Here is an 18,676-nt window from a genome sequence, read left to right on the forward strand (position 1 = left end):
GAAAAGAAAACCCATAAATTTTCAATTAGAAATCAATGAAAAAAATTTAGAATAGAATCAACAGGGAAAAACGTTAGTTTAGCTGATATAATCAGGGAAACCAATGATAAATTTGATAATTATTTATTCCAAGGTTTGAATGAAGGAGATACTCCTATAACTAAAAAGGTAAAAATTGTTCCATCAAATAGAATTCTGATGGACTTTGATAATATAACTTGTTATATCAAATATATAGCAATTAGTTTAGAGTGTTGAGCTATATAAACCATTAATCCCTGTAAAAACAATTAGATATGAAGAAAATAATAAATCAGTTTTAGAAAAAGCTGATTATAGATTGGGAAAGGATAATATATTATTTACACTAGTCCTGAATCTCAAAAATTGACAGTTAAAACTACCATACCTGTTAAAAATAAATAGGAATTAGTTTTATCCTAACCTACTCACACGAATCAAGGATTCCACAGGAACTCCTTCAATTTCGTCTATTCCTTTTTTATCAATTAAAACAACTGCACAAAGTGGATTTGCCCCAAGATCGTTTAATATGTTTATTGCTTCGTTTACAGTTCTTCCACTTGTTATGACGTCGTCCACAATCACGACTTTTTTACCTTCAACTGATGCAAAGTTACTGCTTATTGCTCCCCGTGCATCTTCCTCTTTTCTGTGTTTTATAGGGTGGAATATGGTTATATCTGCATCTATTATTTCTGCCATCATGGTTGCAAATGGTACTCCACTTACAGTTATACCTACTACTACTTCAACATCACCATATTCTAAAGCTAAATCAGCCATGGCTGCAGATACATGCATCATTCGTGTAGAACTGCTGCCTAAGTTTTTCCAGTTTATAGCGAAATCAACTGGAGCTTTTTGGGTTCCTTCTTCCATTTTTTTACCAGTTACCTGTAAAATAAGCCATCTGGCGGTGTCTTTAGAGACATTAAGTTCATCTGCTATTTCTCCAGTGGTAAAGCCCCTGCTTCTTAGTTCATAAGCCCTTTTTATAAGCTCTTCATTCATAAAAACACGTCCAATTTAATTGAGGATTATTTCTAATAATATACATACTTAATTTTTAAGATATTGCCATATAAGTTTTTATCTGTTACTAAACAGACATTATACAATGGTTTGATTTTTGAGAAATAAAAATATATGGGAATTCTGTAACTAATTTCTCTAAAATTTTTATAATATTTAATTTATCACAATTTTAAATTATGATCGCCAAAAAAAAAGTTTAAATGCCGAAAAGATAGAATATGCATCGACATTTTAAAAAAAGAAAGTCTTAGTAACCGTTTATTTCAACCGGAAGATTATCTTTTGCAGATTTCATGGCTGCAGTTACAACTTTAAGTGCATATATCCCGTCTTTACCAGTGATCTTAGGATCTTCACCGTTATCCACTGCATTTAAAAATGAACTTAGTTCTTCCCTTAAAGGTTCTTTGTAGTCTATATCTACATTTTGGGTGGATTTTCCGTATACGTGAACTGTTTGATCGATATAATCAATGGAAATTATCCCGTCTACACCAGTTATTTCTAATTTCCTTTTTTTGTAAGGTGTAAGCCAGTTTACCTCAAGCATACCAATAATGCCGTTTTTAAAACTGCTCATTATTTCTGCATGGTCTTCATATTCACATTTTTCGAGTTTGCTTCCCATATTGGCATATATTCGAGATATTGGGCTGTCAAAGAGGTGATACATTATATCTACATCATGTATTGCAAGGTCTATTATAACTCCAACATCTTTAATTCGTGGAGGAAATGGACCTACTCTTTTTGCAGATGCAGATACAACTTCACCAATAACATCATCCTTTATAAGTTCTTTTGCCTTTCCTACAGCGGGGTTGAATCTTTCAACGTGACCAGTTGCAAGTTTAACACCTTCATCTTTTGCAGCTTTTACCATTGCTTCTGCTTCTCTTAAGGTAAATGCTATTGGTTTTTCTACCAATACATGTTTACCATGTTCTATTGCATCCATAACAACATTAAAATGATGAGTAGTAGGAACACATACACTAACCGCATCTATTTCAGGCATTTTAAGAATATCCATATAATCTACAAATCCCCTTGTATTGTATTGATTAGCAACCTCCTCTGATTTTTCTCTCATAAGATCAGATATAGCCATTAGATTAGCATTCTCAAGTTCAGAATATACTCTGGCGTGGTGAACTCCCATAGCTCCTACACCAATTACGCCCACATTTACCTTATTCACACATAATCCTCCATTATTTTTGCAACATCTTTACCTAATTTTTCTGCATCGTTTATTGATCCGCTTAATTTGGCCTCAGACAGTACATCGCCTTCTTTTGTTAATAAAATACTGTAAACATCTAATTTATTGCCATTTGCCTTTGCAGATACTCCAAGCGGCCATTGACAGCCTACTCCAAGTTCTGCAAGCACAGCTTTTTCAGCTGCTATTTCTTGTACTGAATTAAAATGATTTAATTTTTCTAAAGTTTTCCTAACACTGCTGTCATGCCTTGCAACTACAGCTAATGCTCCCTGCCCAGCTGCAGGAGTGAAATAGTCTACTGGAAATACTTCTTTGATATGATGGGCTAGACCAAGCCTATTAAGGCCAGCTTCTGCCATTATTGTTGCATCATATTCTCCACTAATTACTTTTTTAATTCTTGTATCTATATTTCCCCTTATAGGTTTAATATTCAATTTTTTGCCGTGATAATTACAAAAAGCTTCCCTTCTTAGGCTGCTTGTCCCAATAGACGCCCCTTCAGGGAGTTCATCCCATTTATGTGAAGATATAAGCACATCATTTGGGGACTCTCTTTCTGGAACAGCTACTATTTCAAGGTCACCTGCGAGTTCTGTGGGAAGGTCTTTTAAACTGTGTACTGCAAAATCAACGTCTTCTTCCAGAACTGCTTTGTCCAGTTCCTTGGTGAATATGCCTTTTACATCAATGGAATAAAGTTGAGAATCAGTGATTTTATCTCCGGTAGTTTTAATTATTTCCATATCTATTTCTTCGTTTATTATTTTAGACAACTGACTGATTATACTTTTCGTTTGAGTCACTGCTAAATTGCTTCCCCGGGTGCCAACTTTCAAAGAATCCTCTCCAAATTATTTAATAAACTAAAAAACCCTACAAAATCATCAAAAATCCCTCGAAATCCTCAAAAAACCATAGGTTTTTTGTGGTTCGGAAATGTTTACAAAATCTTTCAAAAACCGAAACTTAAGAAAAATGCGAAGCATTTTTCTGTGCGTCAAAAATAAATTGATTTTTGACAGGTTTTTGAATGCACAAAACACTGTCAAATCTTCGATTTGACGCATCGAAAACCTTTGTTTTTCGAAAGCTTCGTGTTTGTAACCGCAAAAAACTATTGAAATCTCTCGAAATCTACGATTTCGGAGCGCAAATCAAAGATTTGCAAGCTCTGATTTCAATGCATCGAAAATTCACAGAATTTTCGAATGCTTCATTTTTCGCATGCTTGCATTTCCTATAATTCAAAGAATTTTCGATGCATGTAAAAAACATTTGGTTTTTTACGGTTACGGAGTTATGCTCCATAAACACCGAAAATCTCCGATTTTCAAACGATTTGATTTTTCGAAGGCCTCAAAAATCGATAGATTTTCGAGTACTCAAAATAATATATAGTTTTTCCAACTCCATATTGAATGTTCATCAATGACCTTTAAAAAGATTTTTGTGAATAATTTCACATTTAGATCATAACTTTATAAGAATTATCATAACCTCATAACTTTACAAAAATTGGTTTATTGATCATTAGGTATATAATTTAAGATTTATCCTAGATTTTCATGTAATTTCAAAATTTTCATATTTAAATTATCTTCTGGCAAGATCTGAAAAATTAGATCTGTATATCAAAAGAATCATTTTAGAATTCATTTGGGCAGCTTCATCAATAGCATTATTGAAGTCAGTATACTTATATTTTCGTTTTATCATGTTTGTGATGCTTTTACCAAGTTCATCAACCAGTATAAGCTGAATTTTAGAGTCCATAGAATTAAAAAACCTTGCAGTGGCCTTTTCATCTATTTCTTCGCAGGTTACTCCATATCTGCCCCCAAAAATAATTACTGGATTTTCTAGATCTTGAATCATTTTAACTGATTTTTTAATGGCTGTAACATTAATTCCGGGGTTGATTTCCTCTATAATTTTGCTTCCTTTGTAATTTTTTATGGAAGTTCGGCCATCAATTCCTTTAAAATTTCTTAATCCTGTTTTAATCTGGTTAATGGAAGTTTTTAAAATTAAAGCGGCACATAAAGCTCCGAGAACATTGTTTAAATGGTGTTCTGCAGGTGCAAAAGTTGAAACATCGAAGGAAGTGTTTAGAATATCCCCATCTATGGTTTTGAGGCCGTTAACTTCTACATTAAAAGATGTTTTATCAAGCCCAAATTTTATATTAGATGCACGGACATTTGCATTGGCGCTGCCGAAGGTGTTTGTTTTTTTGTAGAAATCTGAATAAAATTGATTAAATGAATCAAAATCACATGCCATTACATTGCTTTTAAATATTTGCGCTTTAGCCTGGCTTGCAGTTTTCCCTCCAGATGCTATGGAGTAGTTTTCAGCTATATTGGTAATTATGCCTGTATCTGCAAGTCCAGTTCCCCCAAGAGAAGTTTCAAATATACAGATTCCAATATTTTTATAATCTTCAGCCAGATGCCACGCTTCAATGATACTTGCTGGAGTTATACTTATGTCTTTTTTTAAAAGTGTGCTTTTACGGTTTTCTACGACTTCAACACCTAAGCTGCTTAAAATTAATGGGTTTAAATCTTTAAATATTTCTTTGAGCATTTTTACAGTGCTGGTCTTTCCTTTTACTCCTGTAACTTCAATTACTGGAATATTAATCTTGTCTTTCATCAGAAAATTAACTGCTTCGTGATGAGTCATATCGACTTTTGAGTCGATGTTACAGTGTACAGGGGCAACAATTAAAAAATTATCATTATTTGCTTCATCCAGAAACGATTTTTCAACGAATTTTATCCCTTTTTTCTCTAAAGAAAGTTTTTCATCTAGAGAAAGCGTGTTATATATATCCAGTGCAAAGACATTAAAATCATCTAATTTTGAAAACTCTGAAGCTATTAATTTTCCTCCATGTGTCATGTCTACAATTAACGCATTCATTGAGTATATGCTCCTATGTATTCACTAAAAATAAAAAAAGAAGTAGTTATTCCAGACCTATTCCGCCTTTTATAAGTTTCTCTCTTACTTTTTTATAGAACTCTTTGGTCAATCTTACAAAATAAGCATGCTGGTCTGATTTTTTAAATATAACTTCTTCCATGTAGTTGATCTCTTCCTCAACCTGCCCATCTATAACTGCTATGGCTTTTTTACCTTCTCTAAGCAGCTTTACACTTATTATACTTTCGCCAGATACTACCGTAGGGCGCGAACCAAGTTTAAATGGACATATTGGAACTATTATAAATGCATTTACACGAGGATCAACAATGGGGCCTCCTGCAGACATTGCATAGGCAGTAGAACCACTTGGAGTTGCAATTATAAGTCCATCAGCCCTTAATTCTTCAACTATTTCATCATCAACCCTTATTTCAAGATGAAGCATTTTTGCAGGTTTCCGGGTCATTAAAACGACTTCATTTAATGCTGGTGCAAGGTCTTTGTTGTGCCATACTTCAAGGCGAGTACGTTCTTCAATAAAATAATTACCATTTAACACTTCTTTAAGGGCATGAAATGATTCTTCAGGACCTATTTCTGTCAAAAATCCTACTGTACCCATATTTATCCCAAATATTGGGATATTTTTCCCATCTATAAAACTCTGGGTCCTTAAAATTGTTCCATCACCCCCAATTGCAATGATAATATCTACATCCATGTCCTGAATTTCTCTGGCAGAATCATGATACTTATTAAGTTTTTTTACAAGGGCAGGATCTAAAAAAACTTCTACACTATTTTTAATCAGAAAATCTGTTAAGTCATCGGTAAGTTCAATGGCTTTATGAATATCAAGGCGTGCTGCAATCCCTATTCGCATCATAAAACCTCCGTAATGTTTATTATGTCTGCATGAACGTTTAAATTACATGCTGCAATTATAGATGTTCTTTCTGTAACACCTAATTTATTATCCAATCTTTTTCCCTGTTCATTGGTTACAGTGCCTCCAGCTTCTTCAACTATGAGTTTAGCAGCGGCTATATCTACTACCCTTAAGTTCCCTCTGATATCTAAAAAAGCATCATAGGTACCATCGGCAACATAACACAGCTCAGTAGCAACAGAACCAAGTAACCTAATTCGCCTTACAGTTTTGCATATTTCATTCATTTTGGTCATGGCCCCGCGAACATAAGCTCCTATTAAAGAACCAGTAACATCTTCTCTCGATGAAGGAATTGCAGTTTCACCGTTTAAACTGGCACCTTCTCCTTTAACTGCTTCATAAATGTCTCCAGTTGCAAGATTTTTAACAAAGCCAATTTCAATATCCTGCAGGGTAAGTGAATTTAATGATTTGCTGGATGAATCTGCAATTGCAATGGAAATTCCGTAAAATGGAATCTTTTTAAGGGCATTTATGGTCCCATCCAGGGGATCAACTACAAAAACAACTTCTGATGTTCCTTTTCCTATTTTATATTCGCCTATTTCTTCGCTTATGAGGGTCATAGATCTTCCAGTATTTTTTAAAATTTCTATAACCTTTTCTTCTGCAACGACATCGATCATTTTGGTGGGGGTACCATCAGCACCCATTTTCACGGTTTCGCCTGATTTTTCCTTACCTACAAGTGGAGTAATGGCTTCACCTACTTCAGTTATTATTCGATATGAAACAGCCCTCCAAAATTCAATATCCTCTTTTTTCATGATTTTACCCCAGATAAACAATTGAGGCGATTACTGAGCCTTCATTTTCCACCACATGGCTTTTCCCCTCAACGATTATTTCGTTTATCTTCATTTTTCTTATTTCCATCATCTGCTCTGCCATAAAGACAGCATATTTTTTCACTTCTTCTGGATCTTCGTTTACAGCTGAATGTTCAACAACACAGCCAAAATCATCCGATGTTGCGACGGCTATCACTGCAGTGATCACATCCCCTTTTTTGTCTGATGTTGCATGGGCTAGAACACAGTTTATCATGTCTCCCGCTGTAAGTTCTGGGAGTTCTACGAATTGTGAACCTGCTGGGAGAATACTAGATACTTTTATTAAATTAACGTCGCCTATTCCTGCATCTAACAGGGCATTATCGAATGCATTGAGTTTACTTGGACCCTCTGCTTTTCCTGATGTTATTGCTACTTTCATTGTTATCACTTAATAGATTTAAATATTGAAAAAGATATAGTTAACTTTAATAGATAATAAAACATTCATTGTGCAAAAATTATACTCTAATTAGATGCAAATGTTAACATGGATTTAAAAATCTGTTGTTGATCGTATTTGCACAGATTGGAATCTATGATTCGAACGCATACAAAAAAATTTCATTTTTTGTGGCGGCTCCAAACATGAAATGTTTGAGAGTTATCTATAAAACTTTTATATACATACACAAATAAAATATCTTTTAGATTTAGTTAAAGAGCTAAATTTGGTTAGACATATTAATTTCATGTTTAAATATTTTTATAGTGAAATGTATTTTTATATTGGGTGATAGATTCTAATAATATTATCTCATTATGGAAAATTATAATTCCAAATGTCTGGAGTAATGGTCATTTGGTATCGCTATAAATTTCATAAGTTCTTTAATATTAATTTAATTTGGAGGTTGAAGAAAATACGAAGTATTTTCTGAACATTCGAAAATTGAAGATTTTCGATGCTTGCAAAACTAAAAGTTTTGCAGCAGTAAAAATTCAAAGAATTTTTACATGCCCCGAACATAAAATGTTCGAGGCCCCAAAATTTGAAATTTGAGAAAAATACAAAGTATTTTTCTAACTCCCAAAAATCAAAAGATTTTTGAGGATTTTGGAGGTAAATAACATGTCAAAGAAGGTTGTAGAAGTAAAAACCTTAAAAGTAGGTAAATATGTCATATTAGATGGTGAAGCATCAAAAATCAAAAGTATCCAGACATCATCCCCTGGAAAACACGGGGCTGCAAAAGCAAGAGTAGAAGCTGTCGGTATATTCGATAACCAGAAAAGAAGCCTTGTAAAACCTGTAGATGCTAAATGTGATGTACCTATAATCGATAAAAGGGTAGCTCAAGTTCTTGCTCTAATGGGAAAAGAAGTTCAACTTATGGACATTGAAAGTTACGAAACTTTTGAACTACCTATCCCTGACGAACTTAAAGACGATATAGTTGAAGGAGTAGAAGTAGACTATATTGAAGCTTTAGGTAAACAAAAAATCATGAGGGTTAAATAATTGAATTAATTTCAATTATTTTCTTTTTTTTTAAATAATTTTAATTATTATACCTTTAACAGATGATAAAATGCTTTTTTATACAGAAAGCCCCTTACAATTTGCTTTTTCGAAATTATGGGGTGATGGTGAATCAGCAGATGATACTAAAAAATTTGGTTTTATAGGCATTCCCTTTGATAGCACTTCAACATACAAACCAGGTTCAAGATTTGGTCCAAGGGCAGTTCGTGAAGCCTCTTATAATTTTGAAAGATATAACATAATTTTAGATAAAAATTTAGATGTATCTCTTTTTGATTTTGGTGATATTGAAGTAATTCAAGGTAATTTTGAAAAAACAAGTTCAATTATAGAATTTACGGTTAAAGAACTTTTAGACAAAAATATTATCCCTTTGGCTGTAGGTGGAGAACACACCATAAGTGAGGGAATATTAAAAGCTCTTGATGTTGAAAATACCACTATTGTCCATTTTGATGCCCATATGGATTTAAGGGATGAATATATGGGTGAAAAGTATTCACATGCGACTGTAATGCACAGAATATTTGATTTAAATCCAAAAGATATGATTCAAATTGGTATAAGGTCATGTTCGGAGGATGAAATATCTTTTGCAAAGGAAAACAAAATAACATATTTCACGCCTCATGAAGTTAATAAAAACATAGATATGGTTAAAAATGCCATAAAAAACATTGAAGGTCCGTTGTATGTAACTGTAGATATTGATGTGCTTGATCCGGCTTATGCTCCTGATGTTGGTACTCCATCTCCATGTGGATTGAATCCATTTCAACTTGAAAGCTTGATTCATTGCTTAAAAGATAAAGAAGTCATTGGATTTGATTTAGTAGAGGTTTCATCATCTGAAATTGGGGATATAACTTCTATAAACAGTGCAAAAGTTATATATGATTTTTTAGCTGTTCAGTAAGTTAATTTTTGAGTTACAGTCATGTTCTGGATGGTTTAAACAATTTTTTGGTGTTTGATTTTTTTGTTCCCTTGCAATAATTACAAATCTAATTTTTATACATTATTTTTATAAAACTAATGCCTTAAAGCAATATATATGGGCAATAAACCTTTTATATTTCTTTTAATTTCATTTTCATCTTTGATCCTTTTTTAAAATCCTCTCAAAATTTATATACCATGATTTATTAATAAATAGTCACATGAGAATTCTGGAGATAAAAAGTTTAAAACTCATTTAAAAAGAAATCTTATGATATTTTGCATACTTAAATACAAAAAGTATACTAACTTAAATTTAATCAATATTTTAAGAATTATTACTTTAATTTAGACTAAATTGGAGATGTTATTATGGATACAAGAGAAGTTAAACTTTCAGGTCATATAATCGATTCCTTAACGCTCCCAAAGACCCTTGATCTTATAATGGATATGGGAGGGGACTTTGAGATTCTTGATGTTAACATAGGTAAACAAAAAAAAGATGTAAGCCATGCTAAAATACGAGTTATAGGAAATGATGAATCTCATTTAGGTGAAATTCTTGACGAATTAAGTGAGATAGGGGCAGTTATTTCAGAAATAAAGGAAATTGAACTTGTTCCATCCACAAAAGATAAGACTCTCCCTGAAGACTTTTATTCCACCACCAACCACCCTACACAGGTGAGGTATGATGGACAATGGATAGAAGTTGAAGATATTGAAATGGACTGTATGATTGTAATTGATCCAGAAAGCAAACACGCACTCTGTAAGCCAATAGGGCGGATCGAAGAAGGAGACTTAGTAGCTGTTGGAAGAGAAGGTATCAAAGTAGAACCTCCTGAAAGGCCAAGGGGTAAAAAAGGAGTCTTTGAATTCATGTCAAGTGAAGCATCTTCTGAAAAACCTGTAAGGTCCATAGTTAAAAACATAGCATCCGAAATTAGGGAAATTAAAAAAAGGAATGGAAAAATAGCAATAGTAGCAGGTCCTGCAATAGTTCACACGGGGTCAGCCCCAATTCTAGCCAGGATGATAAGAGAAGGAATTATAGACGTACTGTTTGCGGGAAATGCCCTTGCAACACACGATATTGAAAATGATCTCTATGGAACTTCACTGGGAATATGTACAAAGAGTGGTGAAGCTGTTGTTAGGGGACATAGACACCATATTTATGCAATTAATGAAATTAACAAGGCAGGTTCAATAAAAGAAGCTGTTGAGAAAGGAGTGCTGAAAAGCGGAATCATGTATGAGTGTGTTAAAAATAACGCACCTTTCGTGCTTGCAGGATCAATTAGGGACGACGGACCGCTCCCAGATGTTATAACTGATGTTATTCAGGCTCAAGATGAAATGCGTAAATATGCTCAGGACGTTGACATGGTAATCATGATTGCAACTATGCTCCACTCCATAGCAGTTGGTAATATACTCCCATCATACGTAAAGAGTATCTGTGTAGATATAAATCCTGCAACAGTTACAAAACTTGCAGACCGGGGAAGTGCGCAGGTTGTGGGCGTTGTAACAGATGTTGGGGCATTTTTACCTATTCTTTATGAAAGTTTAGAAGGTTTGGAGTGTATTAAAGATTAAAAATCTTTTTTATTTTTTAATTTTAAAATTTATTTAATCAAAAATCAGCTGATGGAAAACACTTTTTTAGTATGATAATGCGGTTTTAAAGTTTTTAACGTTATTACATTTAAAAAATAAGTCTTTTTTTATTTTCAAGAATTATTTCAGGTGATCCACGTATATGTTATTTCCTAAGGTACTGTCTACTGCAATCTGGATGTTTTCTACCTGAAATATGTGGGAAGGACTTGTTTGAATTATTTTAACTTTACTTCCCGGTAAAAGTGACAGTATTTTGTGCGACTTTTCATATTTTCCAGGTTTAATATAGGCTATTTTGCAGTACTGTCCTTTTTTCATTTGTGCAAGTGGCAAAAATGATTTTTTGGCACATTTGCATGATCCTCCACAGCACCCGCACGCTGATCTGGAACCAGTACCTGATGAACAGGTGCAGGTATGTCCTTCAGATGTATTCTCTTTAATTAATTCAAAATTGGGGATTTTAATTTCCATATTTTTCTTCATAACAACACTTCTTGAATCATTTTTTCTGATTTTTCAGACAATTTACATCTTTTTATTATTTTTTTGGACTCTTCAAAACCTTCTGGAGTTAGATATATTTCGTTGTATTTGGGTTCTATCAATTTTAGATTTTCAAGTTCGTCAATTACATTTTTATCATGCAGTTCTTTTTGCACTTTGCTGCTTCCTTCCAGGTATACCCAGTATATCCACAGTTTTTGCAGTGTTTTTTCTGCAGGTTTACTTATCTTCATTTTTAATTCTCCTTTTTAAGAAGTTTATAAACTTAGATTCTATTTTAAACTCGGGTAAAACTTCATATCCGCAGTTTGGACATTTGATTTTATTACAGCTTGATCCCATGCAGTGATTACAGGTTTCAGGTTTCTTGGTTTCATCAAATACATATCCACAAAGCTTGCATTGCATTAAATGACCTCCATTTGATTTATGTTTACATTCATTTTTTGTTTTTTAACAGTTTTTTATTGAAAATGCTTAAAAAAGCTTTAATTTATTTTATCTTAATTTTAAGATAGATTTTTAAATTATATTTTTTAATTTAGGTATGCCTAAATATTGTTAGGTATACCTAAATCTTTCATGGTATATAAACTTTGCTGCATTTAGAATTTTTCTAAAATAGTATAATACATTAAAAAATGAATTAAGACGTTATCTCACACTTTAAAAGGATAAAATAATTTACATAACTAATTGTACTCTATCTTTCGGCTTTAAGGGGATGACTTATATTTAACACATCTTTTCTTTTTTGGGAGCCTTTATTTGTGCGGTATTTTATTAATCTAGATGAATTAGCTACTACCAGTACAGACCCTATATTATGGATTAAAGCACCAGTTACAGGTCCAATGATTCCAAATGCTGCAAGCATGATGGCTGTAATGTTGATTAAGATGGGGGCTGCTATATTTACATTGATAGTGCCCATAACTTTTTTTGAAAGGTCGATTAATTCTGGAATTTTACTTGTATCATCAGACATCAGGGCTATATCTGCTGTTTCTATGGCGACATCAGCACCAAGTGCTCCCATTGCAACACTTACATCTGATATGGCCAGGGCAGGAGCATCGTTAATTCCATCACCGATCATACATACTTTTCTATTATCGTTAAGATGGTTCTCAATTACATGTACTTTACCTTCAGGGAGCTGTTCAGCGTAAACATCCTTTATACCCACCTGTTTTGCAATTGAATGTGCGACATTTTTATTATCTCCTGTAATCAGCAGAATTTTATTTATGCCCATTTCTTTGAGCTGCTGTATTGTTTCTGGGGATTTGTTTTTTATTTTATCTGCTACAGTTATCAGTCCAATTACTGAATTTTCTACTGCTACTATCAAAACGGTTTTTCCCTGGTTTTCATAGGATTTAATAAACTGGGACTGTTCCTCAGTTGTTCCAATCATCTTTTGGTTTCCGACCATGACATTTTTACCATTTATTAAAGCCGTGACACCTTTACCGGGTTTTATTTTAAATTTTTGAGGTTCAGCTACATTTAGTGACATTTCTTTTGCCTTTACGTAAACTGATTTACCTAATGGATGTTCTGAAAATTTTTCTGCTGCTGATGCCAATGATAGAACAGTATCTTTGCTGTATCTATTATTTAGTGAAATAATATCGATTACTTCGGGATTACCGTTTGTAACTGTACCTGTTTTATCAAATGCAACTGTATCAATTCTTCCTGCATTTTCCAATGCTTCACCGCTTTTGATTAAAATTCCTTTACGTGAAGCATTGCCTATGCCTGCCATAATTGCAGTTGGCGTTGCAAGTACCAGTGCACAGGGGCAGAACACAACAAGAATTGTGACCAGCCGTGTAATATCTCGGGTCAGTAAATAGGTAACAATAGATGCGAGCACTGCAAGCGGTACAATTACTGTGGCTACCCTGTCTGTAATTCTAACAACCGGGGCTTTTTTATCTTCTGATTCTTTAACGAGCCTTATCAATTTTGCAAGGGAAGTATCTCCACCAACTTTTCTTGCTTTTATTTCAATAGCCCCTAAATGGTTTAATGTACCAACAAAGGCTTCATCACCCACAGTTTTGTCAACAGGAATTGATTCTCCTGTAATAATGGATTGATTTATAGATGTATGTCCTTTTATTATAATTCCGTCTACAGGGATCGATTCTCCTGGTCTGACGAGGATAATATCTCCAATTTTTACCTGTTCAATAGAAATTTCTTTCTCCCCGGCAGGGCTCATTATTCGTGCTGTCTGTGGGGTCAGTTGAATAAGTTTTTTAACACTTTCCTGTGATTTTCTAACAGTTCTATCTTCAAGTATTTCTCCAATCATCATAATAACTGCAATTTCTGCAGCTGCAAAGTATTCGCCAATTGCAACTGATGCAATAAGAGCAATGCTTACCAGAACATTTGCCTTTAAATCAAATCGGGTAATTAATCCTTCTCCAGCTTCAAGCAGTATGGGAGTACCGCTGATCACAATACTTATCAGTGCAGGGTCAAAGGGCAAAATGCCTTTTAACAATCCAGTCCAGCTTGTTATGAGGAATAATCCTGAAATTACAGTTAAAATAATTGTCCTATATTCGCCATCGTTTTTAAATCTCTTGAAGTCGATAATTTTGTCCATTTTCACCACAGATGCACATAAAATTATTTAATTGTTAAAAATTTTAAAATTATGATATAATTTTTTAAGCTTTTTCAAGTGGTTTAATTGAGTTATTCACCTTTTCTTGGAGTATTTCCACGATCCTTGAATCAGCACCAAATGGTTCAGTGTAGATAATTTCACCATCGAAATCAATTCTTTCACTTTCATCAAAATTATGGATTTTTGATGGTCGTTTATCCTCCCTTAAGCGGAGGACATATTCAATATCCTGCTTTGTGTGGATTCCATGTGCTATAAATGCCGGTACAATGATTATTTTCTCCACATGCTTTTTTTTAAGGGTATCAACTGCAGCAGCTATTGATGGTTTTGCTATATTCATAAATCCTACTTCAACTGGGTAATCTGAATTTTTTCTATATTCTTCTGCCAGTTTATAGAGAACTTCCTGCCCATAGGGTAAACTGCTTCCATGTCCAACAAGTAAAATGCCTATTTCATTATCGTTTGAATCTAGATTTGCATGCATATTATCTCTTCCACTACGTGTTTTTCCATGTTTTGAGTTATAACTAAATATCTGGCATTTTTTGCATGTCTCTCCCTTAAAGGGAAAACACTATTTACATCATAACTCATTTTGGATACTTATTAACAATATTGTAATGGTCATCATCGTATTTAAAGGCATGTTCAAGCTTATTTGACTATATATAAAATTAATTTGACTTATTTTGATCTTTAAACATATATTAAACCTTTTTTGATTAGAAATAAAGTTAATTTGAATAATTTAATTATTTGGAGCTTTTAAATTTTTAATTGAGGCACTGTTTTTAATAAGAAATGAAATGGTATAGAAAATGCGAGAATTTTCCAGAAGATAAGTAAACTTTAAAAAAATATTTTATCCGATTTTTAAACAAGTTTAAGCAAATTTGGGAATACTTAAAACACGTCCCTTAAAATAAAGAATAAAATTTGATAATAACTTTAATTTAAAAAATAAAAAAAGGATATTTTTATTTAAATATCAATTCTGACCTTTCAATTTAAGATTGGGGTAATCTATGTTGAGGTCATGTTTCTCATTTTCATAAATAGCGTCATTCTTATTTTTAATTCCTATTTGCAGCGCATTCAATATAACAGCAAGTGTTAAACCCACATCTCCAAAGGTAACTGCTACCCACAGAGATACAAACCCAAATACTGCAAGTGCTGCAAGTGCCAATTGGATTAAAAGAGCTGCTGAAACGTTTTGTTTAACTACAGACATGGTTTTTCTACTTAAGTCGATGAGATAATTGATTTTTGAGATGTCATCCTGCATTAATGCTATATCTGCTGTTTCTATGGCTACATCTGATCCTGCAGCACCCATGGCGATACCTACATTGGCCCTTGCAAGTGCAGGGGCGTCATTTACACCATCTCCAATCATTGCAACACATTCACCTTTATTGAGCAGTTCATCAATTATTTTAACTTTATCTTCAGGTAAAAGCCCACTATAATACTTATCAATTCCTATTTTGGTTGACACTGCTTTTGCAGTGCCTTCGTTATCTCCAGTAAGCATAACAGTTTTAATACTTCTTTCTTTAAGTCCGGCAATGGTACTTTTTGAAAGGCCTCTTATTCTATCCATTAACCCTATTACAGCAAGTATGTGATCATCATTTCCAAGAATTATAATGGTTTTACCATCATTTTGAAGTTTGTTTATTAATTCTTCAGGAAACTCTGGATTATCTTTAAAGAGACTTTTTTTACCAATATAAAACATTTTTCCATCTATACGGCCTTTAACACCGTTTCCAGTAATTGATTTAAAGTCTTTAACTTCTTTAAAGTCCATATTTGATTCTTCAACATAGTTTATAACCGCTTCTGCAAGGGGATGTTTAGATCTAGATTCCAGTGAACCTGCTATTTGAAGAATTTCATTTTTAGAGTAATTATTCAGAGTCAAAACATCAGTAACTTCTAATTTTCCTTCTGTAATGGTACCGGTTTTATCGAAGACTATGGTACTGATGTTTTTCATTTCTTCGACATATTTAGAACCTTTAATCAGTACACCATTTCTTGTACTTGCAGTTATCCCTGAAACCATAGCTACAGGAGTAGATAATAAAAATGCGCATGGACATGAAATTACCAGGAGAACTAATGCTCTATAAATCCATGTATATAATGGCTGTCCAAATACGAACGGAGGCACCGTTGCTATTGCAGCTGCAATTAACACTACTGCAGGAGTATAATATTTTGCAAATCTTTCAATAAAAGATTCAGTAATGGATTTTTTCTGCTGCGACTCCCTTACAAGATTTATAATCTTTGAAAGCACTGTTTCATCTGATTTTTTAGTTACTTTAACTTCTAAATATCCTTCTCCATTTAAAGTAGCTGCAAAAACATTATCTCCTTCAGTTTTATTGACAGGTATGCTTTCTCCAGTAATTGCTGCCTGATCTACTGTGGATTCTCCATTGATCACGATTCCATCCAATGAAATTTTCTCACCAGGCCTTACAACAAGAATATCATCCACTTTTACTTCATTTACATTTAATTCGATGTTTTTATCATTTATTTTAATAGTAGCTGTATCTGGGGCTAGTTTTAAGAGACTTTCTATCGATTTTCGTGCCCTGTTTCCTGCATAATTTTCTAAAAATTCAGCGATATAGAACAGGAATATTATAACTGCTCCTTCTGCACCGGATCCTATTGCAAATGAAACTGCAACTGCAATGGTCATTAAAAGATTTATACTGAAATTACCTTTTAAAAGACCCATAATTCCGCTTTTAATTATTTCATAACCTGATAATGCTATAACTGCCAGAAACAGGATTTCAGATACTATTTCCTGGCCTGTAAAGTAGTTAAAGTATAACCCAACAGGTAGCAGTACAGCTGATGTAATCATAACAAAGAGATTTTTCCGGGTCCATAAAGATTCTCTTTTTTCGAGTAATCCTTCACTGCAGCCGCAGCCGCATGCATGGTGTGTACTTTCTACTTCACAGGTGTTGTGCTCGTTTTCATATGTGTCTTCACAGCCGCAGCTGCATGAATCATCTGTTTTTTCTTTAGTATGGTCAGAGCGTTCATCACAATCGTAGTGTTCTCTGTGTTGATCGTGCTTATGGTTCTCTTTATTCTCGTTTGAAACTTCGCTGCAGCCGCAGCCGCATGAATTATCTGATTCTTCACAGCTTGATTCTTTTTTGCTGTGAGTTGAGCTTTCAGCAATGCTGTAGTGATCTTCTATTTCTTTTATTTGGCAATTATCCTGTTTTTCTTTGTTTTCAGCTGAGTTTTCGCTGCAGAGGTCATCTTGGCAGGAAATTATTTCTTTATCTGGCATTTTTAAATCTCCATCATGACTATATTTGGTCTTGCAAACATATCATCATATGAATTGATGTTCATATGAGTATATATATTTTGCGCTTAAAAATGATTTAAAATAAAAAAAGTAGGTATGTAACTTTATAATAAATTAAAGTTAATTTCAATGATTTTATCTGGTTATGAAATTTAATATCAATTTTTATATTCATTAAATCTCATTTTATACTTATATTTTTAATATGAACCTATTAGATCCTTTAAATTAGAAACAAAGATCAAATTTATGATTAGAAATAGAACTTAATTTGAAATATTATAAAAACTAGAAAATTATTTTAAGAGGGTTTAAAGCTTTTCTTGGGTATGTTCTACTCCAAGCTCGATCATTGAAACGACATGGTCATCTGCAAGGAAATAATAAGCCATTTTACCTTCTCTTCTGAATTTAACTAAGTTTTTACTTCTTAAAAGCCGAAGCTGATGAGAGATAGCTGATTGGCTCATATCAAGTACTGCGGCTAAGTCACAAACGCAGAGATCCTTTTTAGATAATGCATACAGTATTTTAAGTCGGGTTGAATCTCCAAATATCTTGAAATTGTCAGAAACTTCAAAGAGAAGTTCATCTTCAAGCATTTGGGACTTTATTTCTTTAACTTTATCTTCGTGCACGCATACAATTTCACATGTATCTTTCTCTTCCATATGAATAAATGGTCATATTTATCCTATAAAATTTTGGATTTCAATATACAACAGACATAGCTTTTATTAAATGTTTCTAAAATGTTTGCAGCGATATAATTGCTTTTTATTAATTAAATAACTTTAAAATTAAATATTTATTAAAATAAAAAAATAAAATCATTTAAGTTACGCGTTAATCTTTTATGAATGAATCTCCTGTTTAACACCTGTAATTCATTCATTTGATGTAACTTAAACTGTTTTAACCCTGTTTTTTATCTCTCTTTAGGTTTCACCTTCTTTATATCACTCTTATCTACTGTTTCATCACCATTTTTACAACAGCATACTTTGTTTTCAATGTTTTGGGTTTTTTCTATACTTTTTATGCCTCTTATTCCACATCTTGTTGTCATTTTTAACACCTGAAAAT

18 protein-coding genes are annotated in these 18,676 nt (G+C 33.1%); 3 read left to right on the forward strand and 15 right to left on the reverse strand.

Annotated features, from left to right (window positions below):
- Nucleotides 1-435: 435 nt before the first annotated feature.
- From EJ01_RS12085 to EJ01_RS12115, 7 genes are all read right to left on the reverse strand, one after another.
- Nucleotides 436-1,035 (reverse strand): orotate phosphoribosyltransferase-like protein, encoded by a 600-nt coding sequence (locus tag EJ01_RS12085; RefSeq protein WP_048080900.1) that lies wholly within the window; start codon nt 1,033-1,035, stop codon nt 436-438.
- A 271-nt stretch (nt 1,036-1,306) separates the two neighbouring features.
- Entirely contained in the window at nt 1,307-2,260 is a 954-nt protein-coding gene (locus tag EJ01_RS12090) for a Gfo/Idh/MocA family protein (protein WP_048080899.1), read from the reverse strand.
- A complete protein-coding gene (gene hemC, locus EJ01_RS12095; RefSeq protein WP_048080898.1) occupies nt 2,257-3,126 on the reverse strand; it encodes a hydroxymethylbilane synthase in 870 nt (289 codons plus the stop codon). The genes EJ01_RS12090 and hemC overlap by 4 nt, the downstream gene beginning before the upstream one ends.
- 757 nt (nt 3,127-3,883) lie before the next feature.
- Nucleotides 3,884-5,218 (reverse strand): coenzyme F430 synthase, encoded by a 1,335-nt coding sequence (cfbE, locus tag EJ01_RS12100; protein ID WP_048080897.1) that lies wholly within the window; start codon nt 5,216-5,218, stop codon nt 3,884-3,886.
- Nucleotides 5,219-5,264: 46 nt separating this feature from the next.
- Nucleotides 5,265-6,107, reverse strand: coding sequence for an NAD(+) kinase (locus tag EJ01_RS12105; RefSeq protein WP_048081073.1), 843 nt, complete (start codon nt 6,105-6,107; stop codon nt 5,265-5,267).
- Entirely contained in the window at nt 6,107-6,943 is an 837-nt protein-coding gene (locus EJ01_RS12110) for a bifunctional fructose-bisphosphatase/inositol-phosphate phosphatase (protein ID WP_048080896.1), read from the reverse strand. Before EJ01_RS12110 ends, EJ01_RS12105 begins: the two co-directional genes overlap by 1 nt.
- A 4-nt stretch (nt 6,944-6,947) precedes the next feature.
- On the reverse strand, nt 6,948-7,391 hold the full coding sequence (locus tag EJ01_RS12115) for a pyruvoyl-dependent arginine decarboxylase (protein WP_048080895.1): 444 nt from the start codon (nt 7,389-7,391) through the stop codon (nt 6,948-6,950).
- A gap of 690 nt (nt 7,392-8,081) precedes the next feature.
- Here EJ01_RS12115 and EJ01_RS12120 point away from each other — a divergent pair.
- The 3 genes from EJ01_RS12120 to EJ01_RS12130 all read left to right on the forward strand — a co-directional run bounded on the left by EJ01_RS12120 (nt 8,082) and on the right by EJ01_RS12130 (nt 11,042).
- Entirely contained in the window at nt 8,082-8,471 is a 390-nt protein-coding gene (locus EJ01_RS12120) for a translation initiation factor IF-5A (RefSeq protein WP_048080894.1), read from the forward strand.
- A gap of 70 nt (nt 8,472-8,541) precedes the next feature.
- The gene (gene speB / locus EJ01_RS12125; protein WP_048080893.1) at nt 8,542-9,411 is read left to right on the forward strand and encodes an agmatinase; all 870 of its coding nucleotides are present in this window, start codon (nt 8,542-8,544) and stop codon (nt 9,409-9,411) included.
- Nucleotides 9,412-9,806: 395 nt separating this feature from the next.
- Entirely contained in the window at nt 9,807-11,042 is a 1,236-nt protein-coding gene (locus EJ01_RS12130; protein ID WP_048080892.1) for an ornithine cyclodeaminase, read from the forward strand.
- Between the two features lie 141 nt (nt 11,043-11,183).
- Here EJ01_RS12130 and EJ01_RS12135 read toward each other — a convergent pair whose 3' ends face one another.
- The 8 genes from EJ01_RS12135 to EJ01_RS17355 all read right to left on the reverse strand — a co-directional run bounded on the left by EJ01_RS12135 (nt 11,184) and on the right by EJ01_RS17355 (nt 18,659).
- On the reverse strand, nt 11,184-11,552 hold the full coding sequence (locus EJ01_RS12135; protein ID WP_048080891.1) for a FeoA family protein: 369 nt from the start codon (nt 11,550-11,552) through the stop codon (nt 11,184-11,186).
- Nucleotides 11,549-11,806, reverse strand: coding sequence for a hypothetical protein (locus EJ01_RS12140; RefSeq protein WP_048080890.1), 258 nt, complete (start codon nt 11,804-11,806; stop codon nt 11,549-11,551). The genes EJ01_RS12135 and EJ01_RS12140 overlap by 4 nt, the downstream gene beginning before the upstream one ends.
- Nucleotides 11,793-11,981, reverse strand: a complete 189-nt coding sequence (locus tag EJ01_RS12145; protein WP_048080889.1) for a DNA helicase PriA — start codon at nt 11,979-11,981, stop codon at nt 11,793-11,795. The genes EJ01_RS12140 and EJ01_RS12145 overlap by 14 nt, the downstream gene beginning before the upstream one ends.
- Nucleotides 11,982-12,276: 295 nt before the next feature.
- Nucleotides 12,277-14,202 carry a heavy metal translocating P-type ATPase gene (locus EJ01_RS12150; RefSeq protein ID WP_048080888.1) on the reverse strand — a complete coding sequence of 642 codons (1,926 nt, stop codon included), beginning with the start codon at nt 14,200-14,202 and terminating at the stop codon, nt 12,277-12,279.
- Between the two features lie 64 nt (nt 14,203-14,266).
- The gene (cfbA, locus tag EJ01_RS12155) at nt 14,267-14,716 is read right to left on the reverse strand and encodes a sirohydrochlorin nickelochelatase (protein ID WP_048080887.1); all 450 of its coding nucleotides are present in this window, start codon (nt 14,714-14,716) and stop codon (nt 14,267-14,269) included.
- 504 nt (nt 14,717-15,220) lie between these two features.
- A complete protein-coding gene (locus tag EJ01_RS12160; RefSeq protein ID WP_084689215.1) occupies nt 15,221-17,569 on the reverse strand; it encodes a heavy metal translocating P-type ATPase in 2,349 nt (782 codons plus the stop codon).
- Between the two features lie 332 nt (nt 17,570-17,901).
- A complete protein-coding gene (locus EJ01_RS12165; RefSeq protein WP_048080886.1) occupies nt 17,902-18,261 on the reverse strand; it encodes an ArsR/SmtB family transcription factor in 360 nt (119 codons plus the stop codon).
- A gap of 257 nt (nt 18,262-18,518) precedes the next feature.
- On the reverse strand, nt 18,519-18,659 hold the full coding sequence (locus EJ01_RS17355; RefSeq protein WP_157197552.1) for a hypothetical protein: 141 nt from the start codon (nt 18,657-18,659) through the stop codon (nt 18,519-18,521).
- Nucleotides 18,660-18,676 lie beyond the last annotated feature (17 nt).

Source organism: Methanobacterium veterum (genome assembly GCF_000745485.1).
In the GTDB taxonomy this organism is placed as follows: domain Archaea; phylum Methanobacteriota; class Methanobacteria; order Methanobacteriales; family Methanobacteriaceae; genus Methanobacterium_D; species Methanobacterium_D veterum.

Coding starts and splice junctions, on each gene's coding strand:
- EJ01_RS12085 (WP_048080900.1), bottom strand. CDS start 1,035: ATGAATGAAGAGCTTATAAAAAGGGCTTATGAACTAAGAAGCAGGGGC.
- cfbE (WP_048080897.1), bottom strand. CDS start 5,218: ATGAATGCGTTAATTGTAGACATGACACATGGAGGAAAATTAATAGCT.
- EJ01_RS12105 (WP_048081073.1), bottom strand. CDS start 6,107: ATGCGAATAGGGATTGCAGCACGCCTTGATATTCATAAAGCCATTGAA.
- EJ01_RS12110 (WP_048080896.1), bottom strand. CDS start 6,943: ATGAAAAAAGAGGATATTGAATTTTGGAGGGCTGTTTCATATCGAATA.
- EJ01_RS12115 (WP_048080895.1), bottom strand. CDS start 7,391: ATGAAAGTAGCAATAACATCAGGAAAAGCAGAGGGTCCAAGTAAACTC.
- EJ01_RS12120 (WP_048080894.1), top strand. CDS start 8,082: ATGTCAAAGAAGGTTGTAGAAGTAAAAACCTTAAAAGTAGGTAAATAT.
- speB (WP_048080893.1), top strand. CDS start 8,542: ATGCTTTTTTATACAGAAAGCCCCTTACAATTTGCTTTTTCGAAATTA.
- EJ01_RS12130 (WP_048080892.1), top strand. CDS start 9,807: ATGGATACAAGAGAAGTTAAACTTTCAGGTCATATAATCGATTCCTTA.
- EJ01_RS12135 (WP_048080891.1), bottom strand. CDS start 11,552: ATGAAGAAAAATATGGAAATTAAAATCCCCAATTTTGAATTAATTAAA.
- EJ01_RS12140 (WP_048080890.1), bottom strand. CDS start 11,806: ATGAAGATAAGTAAACCTGCAGAAAAAACACTGCAAAAACTGTGGATA.
- EJ01_RS12145 (WP_048080889.1), bottom strand. CDS start 11,981: ATGCAATGCAAGCTTTGTGGATATGTATTTGATGAAACCAAGAAACCT.
- EJ01_RS12150 (WP_048080888.1), bottom strand. CDS start 14,202: ATGGACAAAATTATCGACTTCAAGAGATTTAAAAACGATGGCGAATAT.
- cfbA (WP_048080887.1), bottom strand. CDS start 14,716: ATGCATGCAAATCTAGATTCAAACGATAATGAAATAGGCATTTTACTT.
- EJ01_RS12160 (WP_084689215.1), bottom strand. CDS start 17,569: ATGCCAGATAAAGAAATAATTTCCTGCCAAGATGACCTCTGCAGCGAA.
- EJ01_RS12165 (WP_048080886.1), bottom strand. CDS start 18,261: ATGGAAGAGAAAGATACATGTGAAATTGTATGCGTGCACGAAGATAAA.
- EJ01_RS17355 (WP_157197552.1), bottom strand. CDS start 18,659: ATGACAACAAGATGTGGAATAAGAGGCATAAAAAGTATAGAAAAAACC.